Raw genomic sequence first — 21,975 nt, 5'->3', positions numbered from 1 at the left:
TACGTTCGTTCCTAGGGCTGAGATTTCAAGCGGATGCGAGGGGGCTCCGAATTGCTCGTCGATTCATTGGGAGAATTGGTGTTACGAGGACGGGAAGCCGTCGTACATAGGATTTCAGGGCAATCTCTCAAATCGCGGGATGTACTATGTTGAATCGGCATCAGCCGATGACGCGACCGTGTTCGTTCGAGGCTCGGGTCGATTCCTTATTGATCGAGGTCGAATTGAGCGGACGTTTTTGCTGTCGTCAGTGAAGTCTCAGCGGCTGCTCGTATGTTCGAATTTCCCTCGACTTGTTATATCTGTCTCGAGCGATCCTTTTGGACGTCATCAAAGTGGGCAGATGACCGCGTCCTCTACCTGTACCGCAGTCGAAGGAAATGCGGTGTGGGTACAGCCACCCGTTGAAGGCGCACACCTTCAATACAGCGGGACATATCAGTTGCTTAAGTCCGAAAAATGACCGGACTAGCTTCGTCAAGTCGCATTTGATTGAGCTTCCGTTCGTCGATCAACAGAACTCCCGCGCCGTGGTCGGCAGTGCACCGAGCAACTCGGTCCGGTCGACGAGCTTGCTCGCGATCAGGTGCCGCACCTTACCTTCGGCCTGCCATACGCCGTACACGGCCAGCAGCGAAGCGCCGAGCGCATCCTTTCGAAACTTCTCCAGCAGGCCGGGCCAGAGGATCACGTTGACTTGGCCCGTCTCGTCCTCGAGCGTCATGAACAGCACACCATTCGCCGTGCCCGGACGTTGCCGAACGGTGACCAATCCGCACGCGCGCGCGAGCTGGCCGCTGCGCAATGTCGCCAGCTGCTCGGCCGACTGCAGGCGATCGAGCGCGAGGCGATCGCGCAGTAGCGCCAGGGGATGCCGGCCGAGCGTGAAGCCCATCGCTCGATAGTCCGTCACGATCTCGTGGCCCTCCGATGCTTGAGGCAGCGCCGGCACTGCGTCGTCGCGTTCGGTGCCGCGCAATAGATCTCGATCAGGCACGGCAGCGGCCGCGAGCCAAAGCGCGGCGCGCCGGTTGCCGCCGGCGAGTGAGCGAAGCGCGTTCGCGCGCGCGAGCACCTGCAGGTCGTGCCGATCGAGCTGCGCGCGGCGCGCGAGGTCCGCGACGTCGACGAAGGGCCGCGCTGCGCGTGCGAGTTCGATACGGCCGGCGACATCCTCGCGCATGCCGCGCAACAGCGAGAAGCCGAGGCGCACAGGCGCCGACGTCGTCGACCCTTCGATCGCCGAATCCCATGTGCTCACGTTGACGTCGACCGGCAGTACCTCAACGCCGCGGCGCCGCGCGTCCTGCAGCAGCTGCGACGGCGTGTAAAAGCCCATGGGCTGGCTGTTGAGCAGGGCGGCCAGGAACACGGCCGGTTCGTGTCGACGCAGCCATGCGCTCGAGTAGACGAGCAGCGCGAAGCTCGCCGCGTGGCTCTCCGGGAAGCCATACTCGCCGAAGCCCTTGATTTGCGCGAAGATCGACTCGGCGAACTCGCGATCGTAGCCGCGCTCGAGCATACCGCTCACGAGACGTTCGTGGTACGGCTCGAGCCCACCCTTGCGCTTCCATGCCGCCATCGCCCGGCGGAGCTGGTCGGCTTCGCCGGCGGAGAAGCCGGCCGCCAGCATCGCGACCTGCATCACCTGCTCCTGGAAGATCGGCACGCCGAGCGTGCGCGCCAGTGCCTTCTCCATGCCCTCCGACGGAAACGTGACGGGCTCCAGCCCTTGGCGCCGGCGCAGAAACGGATGCACCATCCCGCCTTGCACCGGGCCCGGGCGCACGATCGCGACTTCGATCACCAGGTCGTAGAAGCACTGCGGCCGCAAGCGCGGCAGCATCGACATCTGCGCGCGCGATTCCACCTGAAACACGCCCATGCTATCCCCTTCGCACAGCATGTCGTAGGTCGCCTTGTCCTGGGCCGGGATATCCTGCAGTTCGAAAGTCTCGCCGCGCTTTTCCGAGATCATGTCGAGCGCGCGGCGCACCATCGACAGCATGCCGAGCGCCAGGACGTCGATCTTGAGGATGCCGAGGGCCTCGATATCGTCCTTGTCCCATTGGATGATCGAGCGATCCTCCATCGCTGCGTTCTCGACAGGCACGAGCCGGGTGAGCTTGCCGCGGCTGATCACGAAGCCACCCGAGTGCTGCGACAGGTGCCGTGGATAGCCGAGCAGCTGCGCGGCAAACGCGGCCCATTGCTGGTTGAGCGGCGCCTCGGGATCGAGGCCGGCCTCGGCAAACCGCTGCAGCAGATCGGCGCGCGAGTCGAACCAGTGATGCTGCTTTGCCACTCGCTCGACGATCGCCGTATCCACGCCGAGCGCCTTGCCGGCTTCCCGCAACGCGCTGCGCGGCCGGTACGTCGTGACGGCGGCCGTCAGCGCTGCGCGATCGCGGCCGTACTTGCGGTAGATATACTGCATAACGATTTCGCGTTTTTGATGCTCGAAGTCGACATCTATGTCCGGTGGACTATTGCGTTCTTTGCTGATGAAGCGCTCGAACAGCATCGATTGTCGTGACGGGTCAACTTCGGTCACGCCAAGGCAATAGCAGACCGCCGAGTTGGCCGCCGAGCCGCGTCCCTGGCACAAGATTCCTTGCTCGCGCGCGAACTGCACGATGTCGTAAACGGTCAGGAAATACGCCTCGTAATGCATGTCCGCGATCAGCTGCAGTTCGTGCTCGATCTGCGCCTGGACGTCGACCGGGATGCCGGCGGGGAAGCGCCGCCGCGCGCCGATGTAGGTCTGCTCGCGCAGGTACGTCGCCGGGTCAGTGCCGGCCGGTACCAGTTCGTCGGGATACTCGTATTTGAGGTCGTCGAGCGAGAACGTGCAGCGCCGCGCGACGCGTACGGTTTCCTCGAGCGCGCCGGCGGGATAGAGGTTGGCGAGCCGCAGGCGCGATCGCAGGTGACGCTCCGCGTTCGGTGCGAGCTCGTACCCGCACTCCGTTACCGGTCGGCCGACGCGAATTCCCGTCAGCACGTCTTGCAGCGGCTTGCGCGACCGAACGTGCATCAGCGGCCAGCTGGTGGCCACCACCGGCACGCCGTGACGCGCGGCGACGCGCTCGAGCACGCCGCGGTGGATGTCGTCCATCGCGCGTGCGTGCAGCGTCAGCGCGATCCATGCGCGATCGCCGAACACGCGCGCGAACCATTCGACCTGCGCGTCAAGGCGTTGCTCGTTGGCGGGGAAGTCGGGCGACAGGATCGCCAGGCAATCCGGCAAGCCGCGCAGGTGTGCGTATGGTGCTTCGGGATGGTCGACGTCGAGCGGTGCGAGTCGATACGAGCCCTTCTTACCGCGCATGCGACCGAGCGAAATGAATTCGCAGAGATTGCCGTAACCGTCGCGATTCATCGCGAGCGCGGTGAAGGCGAGCGCGGATGAGCCGTCGGCGGCCGTCAGCTGGAAGTGCGAGCCGATGATCAGCGGCATGTTCGCCGACTTCGCTTCGACGTGTGCGCGCACGACGCCGGCGAGCGAGCATTCGTCGGTGATCGCGATCGCGCTGTAGCCGAGCTGCGCCGCGCGCGCGACGTATTCCTCCGCGCGCGATGCACCGTGCAGGAACGAGAAATCGGAGGCGACCTGCAGTTCCGCGTAGGCGGGCAGGGCGCCGAAACTGCCGGCGTCCATGACGGATCAGCCGAACAGGCCGTGGAGGAAGAAGCGCGCTTCGCTCTCGTCGCTAGCTGTCGGCCGCTCCTTGTAGATCCAATAGCAGACGCCGTGGTCGTCCTCGGCAACGAAGTAGTCGCGCGTCACGGTCTGCCCGTCCTGCCAGCCGCCTTCGATGCGCTCGCCGGGCGATACCATGCGCAGCGGCGTGCCGTAGAACGGGCGATGCTGGCGCGTGAGCAGCGGCACCGGCTTGGCAAGCAGCCACGCCGGGCGTGGCAGATCCGCCGGCAGCGGCGCCGGCTTCGGCGCGTCGCGCATCGGCACCCATCGGGCGGCCGGCTCCGGACGGTAGTCGGCCATGGGAGCCGGGACGAGCACGTTTTCGGCGCCGAGCCGCGCAGTCAGCAGTTCGAGCAGCCGCGCGTGGTCCTGCGGCGTGCCGCCGGGCTCCGGAAATAGCGAGTCGCTCGGCGCGGCCGCTTCCTGCACGCTGCGGGCGACCAGGCGCACCGCAATCACGGGCCCGGCGAGCTCGACGTGGCCGAGCCGCTCCTTGACGAGCCGCGTGAGGTGTTCCTCGAAGCGGGTAGGGGCGCCCAACGCGATCTCGATCTCGGTCGGCGCGATCGCCTCCCGCCCGCGCTCGTGCTCGAGCAGCAGTGCGAACGCGGCGACGTCCAGCTGCTTCGCGGTGAGCCAGCCCGTCAGCTGCAGGATCAGCCGGCGCGCGACGAACAGCAGCGCCTCGGCGTGCTCGACGCGATCCATCAGTTCGACGCGCGTGTCGAACGACGGCGGCATTTCGAGCCAGTCGTAGGCGGCCGGCGCGGTGCCGGCGACCTGGTCGAGCCAGTCGAGCAGCTGCGTGCCGCAGCGCTTCTTCAATCCGGCGCGAGGCAAGCGCTGCAGATCGGCCAGCGTTTCGCAGCCGAGATCCTCAAACCAGTTCGCGTAGCGCCGCGCGTCCGGCGCGACGACGAGCGGCACGCGCGCGAGCGCGCGGCGCAGCGATCGCGCAGACAGCGCGAGGCCGCCGCGCAGGCCGCGGGCGACCATCCACGCGGCCGGGCCCGACGACGCGACGGATATCGCCGAGGTGACGCCGAACGACGCGACGACGTCGCGCACGCGCTGGCGCAGCGCGCGGAGTCCGTGAAAGAGGCGCAGGCTCGCGGTCACGTCGAGCACCACGACGTCCTCGTCGGCGTCGACGACGCTTGGCGTAAATTGAAGGAGCGCATAGGCAACCCCGAGCACGAGTTCGCGCTCGCGCGCGGCGTCGCGCTCGCGGATCTGCGCGTCCGGCGCGAGCGACAGCACGCCACCGCGGCGCATGCCGGCGACCACGCCGAGCTTACGTGCGGCGCGATCGAGCGCCACGACGCGGCCGCCCTCGAGCACGACGAGTCCGCGCGCATCGTCAGGCGACGGCGCCGGCGATCGTGGCCGGAACACTTCGAGGTTGAGGTGCGGCAGATGCACGCCGATCCAGACTTGCATGGCGGTTCAACAAAATCGGCGAGGGGGACAGGGGAACGAACAGCGGCGTGTCGCGTGCCGGTCCGCGGCGTTTCAGGAACGTGACGTCGATGCCGTCACGCTTCGGCGCCAGCGCGAGCCGCAAGGGTGCCGGCGACGCGTCGCGCGCGGCGGCGACAGGCCGGAAGAGATAGAAAAGGGCCTGCCCGCTCTGCGCAGCCAGGTTGAGCCGCCGCAATGCGTCCGCGCGGACATGCGACTGCCAGAGCAGCACGGCCGCGCACGTGCCGGCGCGCAGCGCCTGTTCGGCGGCCCACAGCGCGTCGGCCGTGCGCGGCGCCGGCAGCGTTACGAAGCCGGACGGATCGATACCCCAATACGCGAGCGCCAGCGGTTGCAGCGCATGCGGCGGCTGGATCAGCATGACCGGCTTGCCGGCCGTGCGCGCGAGCACCGGCGCCAGCAGCCGCAGCTCGCCGATGCCTGGCTGTGGCGCGAGCAATTCGATCAGCGCGCCGGCCGGCCAGCCGCCGCCGGGCAGTTCGGCCGTGAGTTCCAGATGGCCCGTGTCGACGCCGCGCACGCTCGGGCGCGCCAGCTGACTGGCGCGCCAAAGGGCCGGATGTATGGCTTCAGGATGGGCGAGGGCGGGGTGCATGGGGTCGGTTACGCAAAATACTGTATGTTTGTACAGTGTGCGCCGGGAGACCGGTAGAGATCAAGGGGTGAAAGTCCCCGACATTGCAAGAACTAGCGATTCACGATTTCCCCGAGTCATGCGTGGCCAGCCGCGAGGCGGGTTGCGAAGCGTTGACAGGGGCGCTGATAGGCCAGCCATTGAGCCACGAAATGGATACATTCCCGAGTGCTGACGTACTGCTGTATGCGGAAGGCAACATCGCGCGGCGCGCTATCGCGAGCGCTGCGCGGACTCGGCGTGGTCTGAGACCCTGGCATGTCAGTACGATCTCTACGCGGGAACCGGGAGATCTCCCATCTGGCCGCCGACGGAAATATGGTCGAGCGGTCCGCATCGGGAAGGCGAGGAGCTGAAGCCGATGACGAACGGATGGGAGAAGTCGGACTCGCCCATAGTAGCGAAGAAGCTGGCGAACAAACCCGGGCAACCGGATGCGGAGTCAGTGGAGCGAAGGGGTGGGGCCAAGGGGAACACGGAATGGTCGCGCACGCGCCGGACGCAGAGCCGGATAAGCGTGTCCCAGAGACTGGACCGTGTGCGTCAAGCCGCAAGGCAAAGGAAGAAGGAGAAGTTCACGGCGTTGTACCACTTGATCGACCTCGACCTTCTGGCGACGGCGTTCTTCTGGCTGAAGCGGAAGGCGGCAGCCGGGGTCGATGGCGTGACGTGGCACGACTATGAGCAAGATCTCGACCGAAATCTCGAAGACCTGCATGGCAGACTCCGCCGGCAGGCTTATCGGGCGCTGCCCAGTCGCAGACGGTACATACCGAAGGCGGATGGCAAACAGCGACCGCTGGGCATTGCTGCGCTGGAAGACAAGATCGTCCAGCGTGCACTGGTGGCAGTACTCAATGCTGTCTACGAGATGGACTTCTTGGGATTCTCATACGGTTTCCGGCCGCAACGCAGCCAGCACGATGCGCTGGATGCACTTGCGACGGGAATCGCTCGCACGAGCGTGAGCTGGATTCTGGACGCCGACATCAGCAGGTTCTTTGATACGGTCGACCACGATTGGCTGATCCGTTTCGTGGAACATCGCATAGGCGACCAGCGTGTGATCCGACTGATCCGCAAATGGCTGAAGGCGGGAGCGATGGAAGACGGGGTGATCGAGCCCACAGACGAGGGGACGCCGCAAGGGTCTGTCATCTCGCCTCTGCTGGCGAACATCTACCTGCATTACGTCTTCGACCTCTGGGCAAACCAGTGGCGCAAGCGCCACGCCGAGGGGAACGTCGTAATCGTCCGATACGCCGACGACGTCGTGGTTGGTTTCGATAAACCACACGATGCGAAGCGGTTCAGGCGGGCCATGCAACAACGACTGGAGCAGTTTGGGCTGTCGGTACACCCGGAGAAAACCCGGCTGATCGAATTCGGGCGCTTTGCGGCCCGGAACCGGGCAAGCCGAGGGCTGGGCAAACCCGAGACGTTCAACTTCCTTGGATTCACCCACATCAGTGGCCGTGCGAAAGACGGTAGGTTCATGCTCATGCGTAAGACGCGGAGCGACCGTCTTCGAACGGCGCTGAAGGGAATCAAGGATGAGTTGCGGCACAGATGGCACCAGTCGATTCCCGAGCAAGGGGACTGGTTACGCCGCGTGGTTCAAGGGTACTTCAACTACCATGCGGTGCCGACCAACTTCGCTGCGTTGCGAGCCTTCCGCGCGCGCGTGATCGACCTCTGGAGGCTGGCGCTTCGGCGCCGCAGCCAAAAGGACGACACCACGTGGGCAAAGATGCACCGGCTCGCGAAGCAGTGGATACCCAAGGCTCGCATCCTTCACCCCTGGCCGGTCGTGCGGTTTGACGCCAACCACCCGAGGCAGGAGCCCGGTGCGCGAATCGCGCACGCCGGGATCTGTGCGGGGGGTGCCCAGTAATGGGCATTCCTACCGCGACATATGACAGAGATAACCGCCCCACCAACCCCCGCGTTTACGCTGCGAGCTGGTGCTCGTAGTACGGCCGCTCGCGGTCGGCGAGGATCTCGCGCAGCTGCGCGCGCCGGCTTGGATCGGGCGCGAGCCAGGCGTCGACGTTCGAGGATTTAATGGGCACGATGCACCTGTCGTGGCCAGCTGCCGCCACTTCCGGTGGTGGGTCGTCGGTGATCGCCGCGAACGACCACAAATCGTCGCCGCCAGGGATCTCGGTGCGGGTCCACAGGCAGGCGACCTGCATGTGCTGCGGGGGCGTCGGGTCGAAGCGAAGCACGACATTCTGGCCGTCGCGCTTCACGTTTTCGAAAAATGCGTCGACGAGCAAGAGGCCATGCGTGAAACCGAAGACCTTGCGCCAGGCGGTACTGAGCGAATCGGCCCTCGCGTTATAGCTTCCGTTCTTTTGCTTCTCGTCCGCTTCGGTCCAGCCCGGTATACGGCATCGATACCGCATCGGCACGACCATGCGCTTGCCGTCGACCTCGATCAGCACGGGTGCATACCAGCCGGGAAAGATTCGCGAATCACGCTCCTGCAGGTCCTGCCGGCGGAGATCGTTGAGCCCGCGCGTCGCCGCATCGATCTTGTCCGTGGCGATTCGAACGTCCTCGCTCGCCTTCTTCGTGATCTTCACGGCGAGCTTCTTCTCGGCCGCGGCGAGCCGCGCTCGCTGCTCGAACAGTTCGGTCTCCAGTTTCCGTGTTCGCTGGCTTCGATACGCAGCGATCGCGGCCGAGATTTCGTCATCGACACCAGCGAATGCTGCGTCGACCGCTTTCGGGATCTTGATGTCGGCGCCGGATGCGCGCGCGAAAAAGATACGCCGGAACGTCTCGATGTCCATGTCGGCGCCGTAACGTCGGACGTACTCTCGATAGTTCGCCTGGATCTTGGCCGAGTAGCACATCGTCGTCTCCCATAACCATTGCTCTTCCGACAGAGTATCGCGCTCAGGCACGGGCTGAACAGAATTGTGCGGATTCCACGAGGGTTGAGGGCGGCCCCGTTCTTGTAGACACGGGGGCGTGGAGTGGCAGGGGAAAATTTTGGCGGGGGCGATCCGCTTGACCGTTAGTTGCGTATTCAGATTGCCCCCCTCTCTGAAAGCTAAGCTGCCGGGGATAGTCGACGGTGCTTGCGGGCAGCCGGGCGCGCACGCGCGCGCGCTGATTTCGGGGTGCGGCTCTGACGCGCCCCGAAATCTTTTGTCGCGCCGTAAGCGCTACGGCGGCCGGCGGCCGCCGTAGCGCTTACGGCCTGCCGGTGGAAAGCGCATGCAGCCCGTGGGGGTTTCCTGCCAAGCGGGCGGAGCCCGCGTGACACCGCGGCATTGCCGCGGCTGGATTTGGAGGGGTAGGTAAGATCTGTGTCCTGAATAAGAGCCGACACTTAAATACGATCAGACCCGACATTTAAATGCTTTTATCCACAGCGCTGCACGCGGCGATCGCAAAATCGTGCAATCGCCGGCGCTTTTTCCGCCTGCAGGGCCCCGCGCGCGAGCGCGAAATGCCGGCAAATCGGCCATCCGGACGTGCGGGTGCCTCGCTTGCGCGATAGGGGGAAGGTGGTCAGGTTAGAGAACCGGCCGCAGCGCGCCGGCTAAACGGAATCGCCGGGTGGGGCGAGCTGCCGCCGAGCGGCGGCATAGAGGGTGTCCCGATCCCAGTCCGGGTGCGCGTGCAGCAGTTCGCCGACACGCAGCTTGATCGCACGGTCAAGGTCGACCGCTTCGCGCTGTGCGGCACCCGCTGCTGCAGCCTGGCGCCGGGCGCGTGCCTCGATGCCGGCGAGTTGCTCGACGAGCTGCGCGCCCAGCGCCGAACCCTGCTGCGTTCGCTTGCGCTGCTGGTTCGCGCGGCGCTGTGCACGCAGGTGCGCGCGCGTGCGTTCGTGCCGCAGCCATTTCCCGAGCCCGAACGACTCGAAGAGCGTCGACGTCAGATACTTGATCGACGCGACGCCCTTGTACCGCACCCCTTGCTCGGTTTCCTCGAGTTCGCACTGGCGCCGCACCTTCACCAGCCGAGCCTTCTGCAGGTCGCGCAGCGCGCGCTCGGCACGGCGCTCCGACAGGCCAGCCTGGGCCGCCAGGTACGGCAGCGTGAAATCGATCCAGCCAGCCGCGCCCGGCACACCGATGCGCATCGTGCGCAAGTCGCAATACTTGATCATCGCGCGCGCGAGCTGCACGCACGCGAGACGTCGCTCGCTGCGCTGCTGCCGACGGCTGCCGTTCGCCGCGTTCAGCTGCGCGAGCCACTGCGCGGGCTTGTCAAGGTAGCGCGACAGGCGAGTCTTGAGCTCGCGCAGAATCCGCGGTGCGTTCGCCGGCGCCGGCGACGGGATGTCGTCGGGCCACACGCGCTCGGGCAGCACCGTCTTGGCGACGCGCATGCGGTGCGCGCCGATCGGCGCGGCCGCAGCCGTCAGCTGATCAGGCGCGCCCACGCCGACAGGATTGGACTGGTCGGGCAGAAGCGGATCGAGGAAAGGGAAGTTCACGCGCGAACCTATCGGCAGCCGCGCTCCCTGCCGATCGACGTCGATCGATCGGATGTTCGTGAATGTGTTGTCCGGTGTCGGCAACGACAGTCGTCGACGGCCCCTGCTGGCGCAGTGCGCTGCGCGTCTCGGGAGTATTTCCCGCCCTCGGTCTTTCGATTCATCTGGCGCTCAATTTATGATGGTTGTGGTCACACAGATGTCGCTTGACAGCGAAAAGAGCTTCGATAGAATCGGCTTCGTTGTGGTGTTGCCGATTGCTCTTTCTCCGTCGCGCTTCATCTTGAAGAGCCCCCGTCCGTCAACGGGGGTTTTTCATTTGTGCGGACGATTTCCGTTAAGCGACGTCGTGCCGATTAGGCGAGCTGCGTCGACTGTTCGGCCAGTAGTGCACGGTAAGGCGCGGACCTCGCGTCACGCGAAATCCAGCCGGCACTACCTGGCCCGAGAGGTGCAGCGTGAACTCACCGCGGGGGGCGATGCGCGCAGCGAGACGAATCTCCTCGTGCCACGCTTCGTCGTAGTGGTCAGGGATCCGCGTCCGCCCCCCGAAGGCGTGCCACATCACCAGCACCATGCCGCTGAAGCCGATCGCGGTCCAAGCAAGGCCGTCGACCACAGCACGCAGTTCTGTTTCGCTGGCGTTCAGGATTTGACGCGCGAGATGCGCGAACCCGGCCGGATTGGTTGCCCATGACAGGCCCGCGAAGGCGAAGATCGCGAGCGGTATGCACAGTGCGGTGTACGCGAGCTGGCACAGCACGGCGCCGGCATAGCTGAGGATCGACGCGACACGCAGATCCCATTGCCGCTCCTGCGCGAGTTCGTGCTCGATGCGACGGACGACGTGCTCGGGCACTTCAGCCGCCGGCACATCATTGAGACGTAACTCCCAAACAGTGGCCTCGGTTATCGTCACGGAGGGTCGGTCGACCGCCTGCTGCCGGCGCCATCGATTTGTCGCTTTGACGAACAGTGATGCCAGCGGAATTGCCAGCAGCGTTGCTGCCACGATCGGCCAGGCGCGGTGGCCAAAGCAGGCGGTAACGAGGAACGCCGCAACGGCAACGCAAGCGGCGAGCAGAGCAGAGCGATAGTTGGGTCGTTTCATCTGAGTCTCCAGGTAAATGAAAGGGTCGACGGGGCGTTACCAGACGTACGCGGCACCAGCACCCGCAGCGACCGTGCCGCGTGTGTTGGTCGAACCGGATGCCTTCAGGATCCAGCGGCCGGCGTAGGTGGACATGCCGACCGCCACTGCGGATTGACCCGCATACGTGCCCCCGCCGATCGACACGACGCTGTGACCAGGCGCGGGCGCCTGCGGCAGCGATGCGATCGCAACGGCACTGGCCGAGCCACCGTTCGCATCGGCCCGGTCGTGCTCGATCTGCGAGCGCAGCCCTCCGACCGCGTCGCTGAGCTGCCGGACATTGACGGCGTCGGTCGGTGCGCCACCGGCAGAGACGTTCGTCAGCGTGCGCGTGAGCCCCGTCGCACTGTTGCCAATTGATACGGTGTTGTCGGCCGACGCGTCGGAACCCTGACCGAGGGCGATTGAGTTGCTTCCCTTGGCCGATGTATTCGCACCGAGCGCGAGAGCGCCACTGCCGATTGCCTGTGCGCCGGTACCGATTGCGACACTGTGGGCACCGGCGGCAAGTGCATTGCCTCCAGCTGCAACTGTCTCTGTGCCGCTCGCGCTCGCAGGTGCACCGGTCGACGATGCCGCGAAGTACTTCAACGCATCGGCACTGACGATCGGCTGCAGTTGCGCTGCGTTCCTGGCCATGGAGCGCTGGACGTCGGTCAGGCTGTTCGTGAGAGCGTCAATCGCACCCGTGTTAGCGGCGACAGCCTGGTTCGTCATGTAGAGCTGGGAGCCGTTGACGGCGTCGGTGCTATTGCCGGACAAAACGCCAGCCGCCACATTGCGCAACGTCACCGGCACCGATGCGCCGAGTCCGCCGAGGGTCACGATCGATCGCGCCGCGCTGTCGTAGACGACAGCATTCGCGGTCGCGCTACTGATGGTGGCATTGAGCTGGCTGACGTTGACTGCATCGGTCGCGTCAGTCCCGGCGGCAACCCCCTTCAGTTGCCGCGCACCGCTGGTGCCGGAGACGTCGATAGCGGTGCCGCCTGTTTTCGCGCCGATTGTGATCATCCCAGTGCCGGGTGCACCGCCTGCCTGCTGCACGAGACCGATCGTACCGGCCGCGATTCCTGTCGACAGGGCGTTGACGGTCGACGTTGTGCCGGACAACGCTTGATTCGTCGCATACAGTTGTGCGCCGTTGACGGCGTCCGTACTCGAGGCCGATAGCGCTCCGGCGGCCACGTTCGTCAAAGCAACCGGCGCTGCAGCACCTGCGCCGCCGAGCGTGACCGACGTGCGGCCCGCGTTGTCGTACTGCACCGCGTTGGTTGCGACGCCAGCAACTGCATTGAGCTGGCTGACGTTGACGGCATCGGTTGCGGCCGTGCCGGCGGCGACGCCAGACAGCTTGCGCGTCCCGTCCGTGCCGGAGAAGTCGACCGACGTGCCGCCAGTTTGCCCGCCGACCGTGATCTGCCCGGTGCCGGGTGCACCGCCGGCCTGTTGCACCAGACCGACCGTGCCTGCCGCAATGCCGTTCGACAGGTTCGTGACGACCGTCGACGTGTTGGCGACCGCCTGATTCGTTGCGAACAGCTGGCCACCGTTGACGGCATCGACGCTCGATGCCGACAGCGTGCCGGCCGCCACGTTCGTGAGCGCCACCGACGCTGCAGCTGACGCACCGCCGAGCGTGACCGACGTATGGCCGGCGTTGTCGTACTGCACCGCGTTCGCCGCGACGCCGGCAACTGCGCCGAGCTGGCCGACATTGACGGCATCCGTTGCGGCGGTGCCGGCCGCGACGCCCGAGAGCGTGCGTGCGCCGCTCGTCCCGGCGAAGTCGACAGACGTGCCGCCGGTCTGCGCGCCGACCGTGATCGCGCCTCTGCCCGGGGCGCCGCCGACTTGCTGCACCACACCGACCGTGCCGGCGTCGATGCTTGCCGACAGATTCATCAGAGATCTCGACGTGCTCGCGACGGCCTGATTGGTCGTGTTCAGCTGTGCCCCGTTGACCGCGTCCGTGCTCGCGGCCGACAGCGTGCCGGCCGCCACGTTTGTGAGCGCGACCGGCGCTGCCGCCGCGGTACCGCCGAGCGTGACCGACGTATGGCCCGCGTTGTCGTACTGGACCGAGTTCGACGCGGTACCGGCCACCGTGCTCAGCTGACCAACGTTGACCGCATCGGTCGCAGCGGTGCCAGCCGCGACGCCGGCCAGCGTGCGCGGACCGGTCGTCCCGGCGAAGTCGACGGACAGGCCGCCGGTTTGCGCGCCAACCGTGATCGGGCCACTTCCCGGCGCACCGCCGGCCTGCCGCACCAGGCCGACCGTGCCCGCATCGATGCTGGCCGACAGATTCGTCACCGACGTCGACGTGCTCGCGACGGCCTGGTTCGTCGCGAACAGTTGAGCGCCGTTGACCGCGTCTGCGCTCGCGGCCGACAGCGTGCCGGCCGCCACGTTCCTCAGCGCGACGGGCGCTCCTGCCGCGGTGCCGCCGAGTGTGACGACCGTATGGTCCGCGTTGTCGTACTGGACCGAGTTCGACGCGGTGCCGGCGACGGCATCGAGCTGCCCGACGTTCACGACGTCGGTCGCTGCGATGCCGGCCGCGACGCCGGACAGCGTACGTGCGCCGTTCGTGCCGGCGAAATCGACCGTTGTGCCGCCGGTCTGCACACCGACCGTAATCGTGCCGCGGCCAGGCGCACCGCCGGCCTGTTGCACCAGACCGACCGTGCCCGCATTGATGCTTGCCGACAAATTCGTCACCGACGTCGACGTGTTCGCAACGGCCTGGTTGGTCGTGTTCAGTTGCGCACCGTTGACGGCGTCCGTGCTCGAAGCGGACAGCGTGCCGGCCGCCACGTTCGTCAGCGCGACCGGCGCTGCAGCTGCCGTGCCGCCGAGCGTCACCGACGTGTGGCCAGCGTTGTCGTACTGCACCGAATTCGACGCGGTACTGGCGACGACGTTGAGCTGCCCGACGTTTACGGCATCGGTGGTTGCCGTGCCGCCCGCGACGCCGGACAGCGTACGCGCACCGTTCGTGCCGGCGAAATCGACAGCCGTGCCGCTGGTCTGCGCACCGACCGTGATCGTGCCGGTGCCCGGCGCACCGCCGGCCTGTTGCACCAGGCCGACCGTGCCGGCGTTGATGCCGCTCATGAGGTTCGTGACCGACGTCGACGTGTTCGCGACGGCCTGATTCGTCGTGTTCAGCTGTGAGCCGTTGACGGCGTCGGTGCTCGAGGCGGACAGCGTTCCGGCCGCCACGTTCGTCAGCGCGACGGGCGATGCAGCCGTCGTGCCGCCGAGCGTGACCGACGTGTGGCCGGTACTGTCGTACTGGACCGCATTGGCCGTCGCGCCGGCGACTGCACTGAGCTGGCCGACATTGACGGCATCCGTCGTTGCCGTACCCGCTGCGACGCCCGAGAGCGTGCGTGCGCCGTTCGTCCCGGTGAAGTCGACGGACATGCCGCCAGTCTGTGCGCCGACCGCGATCGGGCCGCTGCCCGGTGCGCCGCCGGTTTGCTGAACGAGGCCGACCGTTCCGGCGTTGATGCCGTTCGTGAGGTTCGTGACCGACGTCGAGGTGTTCGCGACGGCCTGATTGGCCGCGAACAGCTGCGCGCCGTTGACAGCATCAACGCTCGTTGCCGACAGCGTGCCGGCCGCCACGTTCGTCAGCGCGACCGGCGCTGCAGCCGCGGCTCCGCCGAGCGTCACCGACGTGTGGCCGGTAGTGTCGTACTGCACCGAGTTCGACGCGACGCTGGCGACCGTGTTCAGCTGGCCGACGTTGACCGCATCGGTCGTCGCCGTGCCGGCGGCAACACCGGAGATGGTACGCGCCCCGTCAGTGCCGGTGAGATCGACGGACGTACCGCCGGTCTGTGCCCCCACCGTAATCGTGCCGCTGCCTGGTGCGCCGGCCTGCTGCTGCACCAGACCGATCGTGCCGTTTACAACGCGCCCTGACAGGTTGTCGAGCATCTGCTTGTGGGTCGTGACGGCCAGATTGGTTGTGAACAATTGCGAGCCGTTGACCGCGTCCGTGCTCCCGCCCGTCAACGTGCCAGGAGCCACGTTCGTGACCGTCGCGGGGCCGACGCTGGCACCCGGCGTCAACATGTTTCCCATCGTCACGACGTTACCGTTGATCGTGCCGGGCAGCTGGCCGACGTTTGCCGCGTCCGTCGTCGTCGTCCCCGCCGTCACGTTCGTCACGGCGCGCGTCAGACCGCTCGCGCCAACGCTGACGACCCGATCGCGACCCGCGTCATTGCTCTGATAACCGATGGCGACAGATGTGTCTCCCGTGGCCGTCGCTTGCACGCCGACGGCAGTGTCGCGCCATCCTGCGTACGAGTTCGCGCCGGCCGCGACAGAGTTGCCCGATGCGTGTGCATCCACCCCCAATGCCGCGCCAACCCCGCTGGTATACGAGTTTTGCCCGATCGCGATGCCGCCCGGTGTGCCGAACGATGAAGGATCGGCGAGGGCGCCCGTGCCGATTGCAATCTGACCGTCGATGCCGGTCGACGCACTATTGCCGATCGCGATTGCCGCTCCGGCGTTGTGGCTGGAGGCGCCGATGGAGATCCCCCCGACCGCTCCGACACTGCGCTCGTGCCGATGGCGATCGCATTTGAAATGTCGCCCGCGGTATTCCCGCCAACGGCCGCATTCACACCGATCGCGAGGTTTCCGGATGACGTGGTTGCACCGCCCGGCGCGACCTTCGCTCCGTATCCGAGCGCCATTGAACCGGTATCGGTAGTGGGATAAACACGCGCGTTTGTGCCGATCGCGGTGCTGTCGCTGCCGGCGGCCGTGGCCGCAGAGCCTACGGCGATGCCGTCCGTTCCGCTCGCATGGGCAGCGCTTCCGGTGGAGTTGACACTGACGTACTGCGCCGACGCCTCACCGGAAAGCGCGAGTACAGCAGTCGTTACCGTGACAGCGATCAACTTCCGCCGCACGCGCAACGAATCGCGCATTGCAGGGTATGAAAGGTGATTCATCTACAATTACCTCAGAATAACAACGGTGGTTTGTGAATTCCCGCCGCAATCCGTCTCCCGGCCAAGGTCATCGGATTGCGGCGCTTTTTTTGTGTGCTCCTGGATCAATATCAGCAGGTCTCCTTCGGTTCGAGATACAGCCAGGTCATCAAAGTCGCGCGGCTCTCCGAGCAGAGCAACCAGCGATCGGTATCGGTCCAGCCATTGCGTAAAAACGGGATCGACGACGGATCTCGCGCCCCGGTGGTAAAGGAATGGACGTGGAAATCGACTTGCGCGCGCTCGCGCAGCTCGGCGTAGCGCTGCGCGCCGTCATGCGGGCGCATGAAGTCGTGAATTTCGACGATCACGTGTGAATGACGCAGGTCGTGGAGGCACTGGGTGTTGAGGACTTCGAACTCGTTGCTTTCGATGTCGACCAGGACCGCGGCACGACGAAAGTCGACGCCCGCTGCTGTGAGGTCACGGGCGAACGTCGAAGTCGCGGCACCGTAAAGATGAACCCGCCCGGCCACGCCGTTGTCGGCCGCGATCGCGGCGATGTTCGCGCGGCTCTGATCCTCGATCTCGAAGCAGTGCGATTCGCGGAAGTGCCCGCGTTCGACCATGCCGACCGCATAGAAGCCATCGGCGCCGCCCAAATCGACCAGAACATCACACCGTCCGGAAAGTCGGTCGAGCAGGGCGCACACTTCCTGTTCGTAGAAGCCCAGCACCTTGGACGCGTTGTCCTCTTCCCGCCAGGTCGCGTGCCGGCCGATGTTGAAGCCCGCGAGCGGGCCGTGCTGGACCACCCCTCCCGTCAGGTGCATTACCCGACGCGTCAACAGAAAGCGGTACAGATCCGCGCCGTGTGAGAGTTGTGCATGCAGCATCTGCATGGCCTCGTCCGGTGTCAGGTAGTCTTTAACGTGCTGGCTCATAAATATCTCTGGTCTCGGATGGTTGGATTCCGCTGTCGTTATTGAGGGGAGAGGACTTCTTCGTTGCCGGAAAGGGTCTTGCGGGCGGTCGCCACAACGTCGTCGCGCACCGCTGCAGTCGGATGACTTGCACTGACGGACGGAGCAACGATCACCGCAGCGGGCTGACTCACGCGCGACAATCCCGTCATGACGGGCACGCCCATCAACGGAGTCGGGCGAGCGTCCGGTTCCGCAGCCATGGAGGCAGCGGCGAACACCGGACGCGTTACAGCGACGACGAGCAATGCAAGCGCGAGTATGCGAATCATTGAATTCTCCAATCTGTTTCGTTTAATCAGGTTTGCGGTGGGTCATGGCTTCCCTTGCCATCACAGGCGCCCCATGTTCACTTCACGCACGCCACGCGCGCTACGCAGCTCGAGCGCCTGGCGCGTCAGCACTTCACGCATGAACTCGACGTTCCGCACGCCCGGCAGCACCCATACCGGGCGGTAGGCGTCGCTCGTCTCCAGAATCAGCGTGCCGAACCCAAGCGGGCGTTGCCACCAGGCCGTCACGGCGTCGACGTTCACGAGGCGATAAAGCTCGACGCTCGCGGTCCGGCGGGTCGCGATGCCGGTTTTGACCGTCACCCGTGCGGGGTCGATCACGATATGCGTCGCGGCCGCGTCGACCGCCGCGTTCACGGCGATCGCAATCGGGATAAGCATCAGCCCGAACCCGAACGGCCAGAGCGGCGTGTACGCCGACAAGAGCACGGAAATGACGCCGATCAGGCCGACGGTCGCAGCCGCGGTCGCGAACTGCGGTAGGTTGACCAGCCAGCATGGCGACGCGTCGTACCAGGCTGGCAGATCTTGCATCGGCGGCAGCGCACCGCCGGACGGTCCGAGGCGGTTAGTCGCCAACCGGCCACGATCGCGAGAGATCGGCGTGTTCATGATGGATCGCGCTCACGCACAACTGGCGCCGGCGCCCCGCTGATCGGTATCCGCCAGGTGGCGTTCTGCAGAGTGGCGCGCGCGACACCGGCCGGAACCCGCTTCGCTTCGGCGACATCCCAGCCGCGCGTGCCGACCACGAATCGTTCGTTGTTGAGCTTCATGCGTCGTGCTTTCCCTGTTGGCCAGCGTGGGGCGGTTCGCCATCGAACGGCAGGTGCGCATCGTGTTGAGATGCGCGCGCGGCCTGCGCCGCGACGAGCTTGCGCCAGTTCGTCGCGGGGTCCGGCAAGGCCGGCATCGTGCCTTCCAGCGGCTTCCAGATCCACGCATCAAGTTCGCTGTCGACCAGCAGTGCGTCGAGCGCCGTCTGGTAGGCTTCGTCGGCGCTCGGCGGTACAACGTAGAGCGCCGTGGCCTGTTCAACGTCGGTGAGCACAGCGCTCGCGAGCGGCCGGCTAGAAGGCAGGTTGTAGCGCAGGCATTTCACGTAGCGCCGGCGCACCAGAGCCTGCAGCAGCGCATGCTCGCTGCTGTCGTCGAACGGGATCCACTGCTCAGTGGTCAGCATCAGCGAGCATTCCTGGACGGTCGCGATGCCGGTGCGCGAAAGGCTGGCCGTCGCGATCACCATCAGGTGCGTGCCCTCGAGCGCGTTCCAGAGCTCGAGCTCGACCTCGAAGCGGTCCTTCAGCCGCTTGTGGGTCGCCTCCTCGAGCATCAGGCCGTAGTCCGGCAGGTGTTTCAGCACCAGCTTGAAGCCGAAGCGCGCCGTTGCGATTTCCTTCAGTTCGCCGATCACCAGAATGAAGTGCGGCTCGCCCGATTCCGACACCGAGATATGCGTAAGGTGTTCCGTTCGGCGCTGCTGGATTTGGTCTTTCTGGTCGAGCACGAACGATTCCGGGATGTACAGCATGTCGGTGAGGTTCATGCGCTTCGCTTGCTTGTCGGCGGCCGCCTGCAGCAGGTACTTGCGCACCACGTACCAGCTGCGCTTGCCCGCCATCGCAGGCGACCAGCGGTTCAGCCCGGCCTGTTCCCACAGGTAGTGCAACGTGCCGCGCAGCGTCAGCTTCTTGCTGTCGGCCTTGATGCTGTCGGGTTCCTTCCCGGATGGCTCGGGCATCTTCCTGGCCGCACCCTTGGACAGCGCGAAACCGAATTTCAGCGTTACCTGGCCGGATTCGAGATCCTCGACGATCGCGCTACCTTCGACGTCGCCGAGCCCAGATAACTCGGGCGGGTAGTCGTACGAGTCGCAGCCGAGCTTGTGCTGGCCGGCCGTACCCGGCATGCGCTTGATCAGAAAACGCCCGTCGAAGCGCGCGATGTACATCGGGACACCGGGTTCCGGATCCCGGCAACGGCACAGCGGCCGAACCTTCTGTTCGTACGCTTGCGCAAGGTGCGAATACAGATCACGAGTGTCCGCGTCGTAGACCTCGCCGAACAATTCGTAGCGGGCACTCATCATCGGCTCCTTTCCATGCCGGCGTCGCGGTCGCGTGTCAGGTCGGTCATTTCCTGCGCCTGCTGCTGCGTCATGACGCGGGTGGCGCCGTGCTGCTCATGGGCAAGGCCGAGTTTTTCGCCGGGTTCGATATCGCGCTCGAGCTGCGCGCGGGTGTAGACGAACGCGATGTTGTCGCTACCGGCGACGTGGACCAGGGTGTGTTGCGACGAGCGCGCCAAGACTTCGCCCTGCACGATGCGATCCGGCTCGGGTTCGCGAACGACCAGATTGCGCTCGCGCGCGGCTGAGTTGATCACCCGCCGCGAGTCCTCCGGACCGACGTCGCCCTTGGGGATCTCTCCGCGATGGAGCTGTTCCGACAGGCTCGCGACTGCAGCCGAATACTGGCGATCGCGCTCACCTTCGGGCGTCTCGGGCGAGAAACTCTTGCGCAGGTCAGCCAATTGCTTGTACGCACCGTCGAGCTCGGGGTGGCGCGCGAGCGTGGCGACGCTCGGCCCGTCGTCGAACGCCTTGGCCCGGGCATAGGTAGGAGACTGCTCGAACTGCGCCAGTTCCTTGCGGGCGGCGTCGATCTTCTCGATCCAGTCGGCACGGTCCTGCGGGCCCCTGCCAGGCGAGACCGAATTGCGCACGGCCGTTTGCGCTTCGATCGTCGTGAGCGCATCGACGTAATCGGCTCGCTCGTCGCGGGTACGGCCGCGATCGCGCACGGCCACCAATGTTTGCGCGGCTTGCGGCGGTGCCTTCCACTGTCCGCCCTCGAGCACGTTCTGGTAGACCTCGCGGCGCGCGGTGTCGTAAATCGTGATCCGGTCGACCAGCTTGTTCGCCTCGAGGCGCTCGAGCGATTGCGGGACACCGGCATAGGCTGCATCGTGCTGACGCTGATTGACCACGCGCCCCGCCTGGGCTTCGTTATCGAGCGATTCATATCGCAGCCGAGCGTGCGCGAACGATACGTCGCCCGGCACCGCCATGACACGAGCGTCCACGATGTAACCCGCGTCCTTCAGTTGTTTGGCGACCCGCGCGACGTCGTTGGGATCGCGCATCGTGCCGTCGACGACGAGATTGCGCCGTTCAAAGATCGCGCGGTCGCGCAGCTGATTTGCCCACTGAGCCGCCGTCGGGTGCGTAAGGTCGGCAGCATGTTCGGGATCCGATGCCATCAGGCGCCGGTAGTCCGGGTTGTATTCGCGCATGCGATCCGCGTCGATCACGACGGCGCCGCCGCGTAATGCCAGTTCCTGCAGGGCGATGCCAGTGAGGCCGGTCTTGCCGGAGCCTGGCTGGCCACCGGTCATGATCGCGATGGGAGTTTCCTGGTGCGCCGTTCGAGAAATATCCGCCACCTCGACGGCACGGTAAAGACGATGGAGTTCGTTGTCGGTCAGTTCGCGGGGCATGGCCGGCTCCTCACAGGATCTGCTCGCCGCGGACGAGCGGGCCGTACTGCGCAATGACGGAGTTGATTTTTTCAACGTCGAACGGATCGATTGCGGTGCGCAATACTTCCAGCTCGCGTTGCTTTGCCTGCAGATGTGTGACGGTTTCCATATCGGGCGGCGTCTGCCGCAACGCATCACCGATCTGATCAGCGCACTTGCTGATCACCGCGCCAACGACGCCAAGCGCCACCTCGTAGCGGACGATTCCGTGATTGAAGAGGGCGTTTTTCTGCATCTCTGATCTCCTGAATTAGCGAAGCTCGCAGCCGCGGCAAATCAATGCCGGTGCGGTCGATTGGTAGGGCGTCAGCGGCGTTCCAGCGAACTGCCGCTGCGGATCGCTGATAGGCGTGTTGACGCACCCGGCGAGTAGCAGCGACGCGCATGCGGCAACGCAACACGAGAAACGGACGGTGATAAGGCTGGACAAAACTCGGCGCATCGCGGTCTCTTTACATATGCAGGCTGTAGCCGGCCATGTCGCCCGGCTTGATCTCGTAGGGGGTGCCCCGGTCGCGCGGGCTACCCGACCGACCGGAACGGGGGGAACTGGCTGCAACTCCCGAAGCAACCCTCGGCGGGGTTGACGCATTGCCAGGTGCCGGGGTGGCTGCAGCAGCGCCCGCATCTCGCGGGGCAACAAGCTCCGCTAGCCGCTGGCGGGCGATCGGAATGTCCTGGCAGGCGGCTAGGGAGGCGGCCAGTACGACCGTCAACGCCGTGACCACACCGGACAGCACGGGACCACGAGGCGTCCGAAACGC

The 21,975-nt window shown here is 65.7% G+C and carries 15 protein-coding genes; 1 reads left to right on the top strand and 14 read right to left on the bottom strand.

Going from position 1 to position 21,975, the window contains the following annotated elements; genetic code table 11:
- Window positions 1–511: 511 nt before the first annotated feature.
- Genes DTA15_RS13345 through imuA form a run of 3 tightly spaced genes read right to left on the bottom strand, consistent with a single transcriptional unit; the run spans window position 512 to window position 5,783 of the window.
- Window positions 512–3,661, bottom strand: a complete 3,150-nt coding sequence (locus DTA15_RS13345; RefSeq protein ID WP_006482121.1) for an error-prone DNA polymerase — start codon at window positions 3,659–3,661, stop codon at window positions 512–514.
- 6 nt (window positions 3,662–3,667) lie between these two features.
- Window positions 3,668–5,146 carry a Y-family DNA polymerase gene (locus DTA15_RS13340; RefSeq protein WP_012493831.1) on the bottom strand — a complete coding sequence of 493 codons (1,479 nt, stop codon included), beginning with the start codon at window positions 5,144–5,146 and terminating at the stop codon, window positions 3,668–3,670.
- A complete protein-coding gene (gene imuA / locus DTA15_RS13335) occupies window positions 5,067–5,783 on the bottom strand; it encodes a translesion DNA synthesis-associated protein ImuA (protein WP_006493623.1) in 717 nt (238 codons plus the stop codon). Before imuA ends, DTA15_RS13340 begins: the two co-directional genes overlap by 80 nt.
- Before the next feature lie 400 nt (window positions 5,784–6,183).
- On the opposite strand from imuA, the gene ltrA reads away from it, so the two are divergent.
- On the top strand, window positions 6,184–7,716 hold the full coding sequence (gene ltrA, locus DTA15_RS13325; RefSeq protein ID WP_012492258.1) for a group II intron reverse transcriptase/maturase: 1,533 nt from the start codon (window positions 6,184–6,186) through the stop codon (window positions 7,714–7,716).
- 55 nt (window positions 7,717–7,771) lie between these two features.
- Here ltrA and DTA15_RS13320 read toward each other — a convergent pair whose 3' ends face one another.
- The 11 genes from DTA15_RS13320 to DTA15_RS13270 all read right to left on the bottom strand — a co-directional run bounded on the left by DTA15_RS13320 (window position 7,772) and on the right by DTA15_RS13270 (window position 21,446).
- Window positions 7,772–8,683 carry an SOS response-associated peptidase family protein gene (locus DTA15_RS13320; RefSeq protein ID WP_006493938.1) on the bottom strand — a complete coding sequence of 304 codons (912 nt, stop codon included), beginning with the start codon at window positions 8,681–8,683 and terminating at the stop codon, window positions 7,772–7,774.
- Between the two features lie 695 nt (window positions 8,684–9,378).
- Window positions 9,379–10,281, bottom strand: coding sequence for a hypothetical protein (locus DTA15_RS13315; RefSeq protein ID WP_012493832.1), 903 nt, complete (start codon window positions 10,279–10,281; stop codon window positions 9,379–9,381).
- Between the two features lie 337 nt (window positions 10,282–10,618).
- The gene (locus DTA15_RS13310; protein WP_006487427.1) at window positions 10,619–11,392 is read right to left on the bottom strand and encodes a hypothetical protein; all 774 of its coding nucleotides are present in this window, start codon (window positions 11,390–11,392) and stop codon (window positions 10,619–10,621) included.
- Between the two features lie 36 nt (window positions 11,393–11,428).
- Window positions 11,429–15,811: a beta strand repeat-containing protein gene (locus DTA15_RS13305; protein ID WP_006487390.1), complete on the bottom strand. Its 4,383-nt coding sequence runs from the start codon at window positions 15,809–15,811 to the stop codon at window positions 11,429–11,431.
- A 715-nt stretch (window positions 15,812–16,526) separates the two neighbouring features.
- The gene (locus DTA15_RS13295) at window positions 16,527–17,339 is read right to left on the bottom strand and encodes a hypothetical protein (RefSeq protein ID WP_006487412.1); all 813 of its coding nucleotides are present in this window, start codon (window positions 17,337–17,339) and stop codon (window positions 16,527–16,529) included.
- 38 nt (window positions 17,340–17,377) lie between these two features.
- Window positions 17,378–17,650: a hypothetical protein gene (locus DTA15_RS13290; RefSeq protein ID WP_006493940.1), complete on the bottom strand. Its 273-nt coding sequence runs from the start codon at window positions 17,648–17,650 to the stop codon at window positions 17,378–17,380.
- A gap of 60 nt (window positions 17,651–17,710) precedes the next feature.
- Window positions 17,711–18,283 (bottom strand): PH domain-containing protein, encoded by a 573-nt coding sequence (locus DTA15_RS13285; RefSeq protein WP_006487431.1) that lies wholly within the window; start codon window positions 18,281–18,283, stop codon window positions 17,711–17,713.
- Window positions 18,280–18,447, bottom strand: coding sequence for a hypothetical protein (locus tag DTA15_RS38545; RefSeq protein WP_006487400.1), 168 nt, complete (start codon window positions 18,445–18,447; stop codon window positions 18,280–18,282). Before DTA15_RS38545 ends, DTA15_RS13285 begins: the two co-directional genes overlap by 4 nt.
- Window positions 18,444–19,760, bottom strand: a complete 1,317-nt coding sequence (locus DTA15_RS13280) for a DUF1173 domain-containing protein (RefSeq protein WP_006487416.1) — start codon at window positions 19,758–19,760, stop codon at window positions 18,444–18,446. The genes DTA15_RS38545 and DTA15_RS13280 overlap by 4 nt, the downstream gene beginning before the upstream one ends.
- Window positions 19,757–21,169 (bottom strand): zeta toxin family protein, encoded by a 1,413-nt coding sequence (locus DTA15_RS13275; protein WP_006487358.1) that lies wholly within the window; start codon window positions 21,167–21,169, stop codon window positions 19,757–19,759. Before DTA15_RS13275 ends, DTA15_RS13280 begins: the two co-directional genes overlap by 4 nt.
- Window positions 21,170–21,179: 10 nt before the next feature.
- Window positions 21,180–21,446 carry a hypothetical protein gene (locus tag DTA15_RS13270; protein WP_006487406.1) on the bottom strand — a complete coding sequence of 89 codons (267 nt, stop codon included), beginning with the start codon at window positions 21,444–21,446 and terminating at the stop codon, window positions 21,180–21,182.
- Between the last annotated feature and the right edge of the window lie 529 nt (window positions 21,447–21,975).

Origin of the sequence: Burkholderia cenocepacia (genome assembly GCF_900446215.1) — a bacterium.
In the GTDB taxonomy this organism is placed as follows: domain Bacteria; phylum Pseudomonadota; class Gammaproteobacteria; order Burkholderiales; family Burkholderiaceae; genus Burkholderia; species Burkholderia cenocepacia.
The sequence above is the reverse complement of the archived record's forward strand: the minus strand, read 5'-3'. Positions and strand labels throughout refer to the sequence as shown.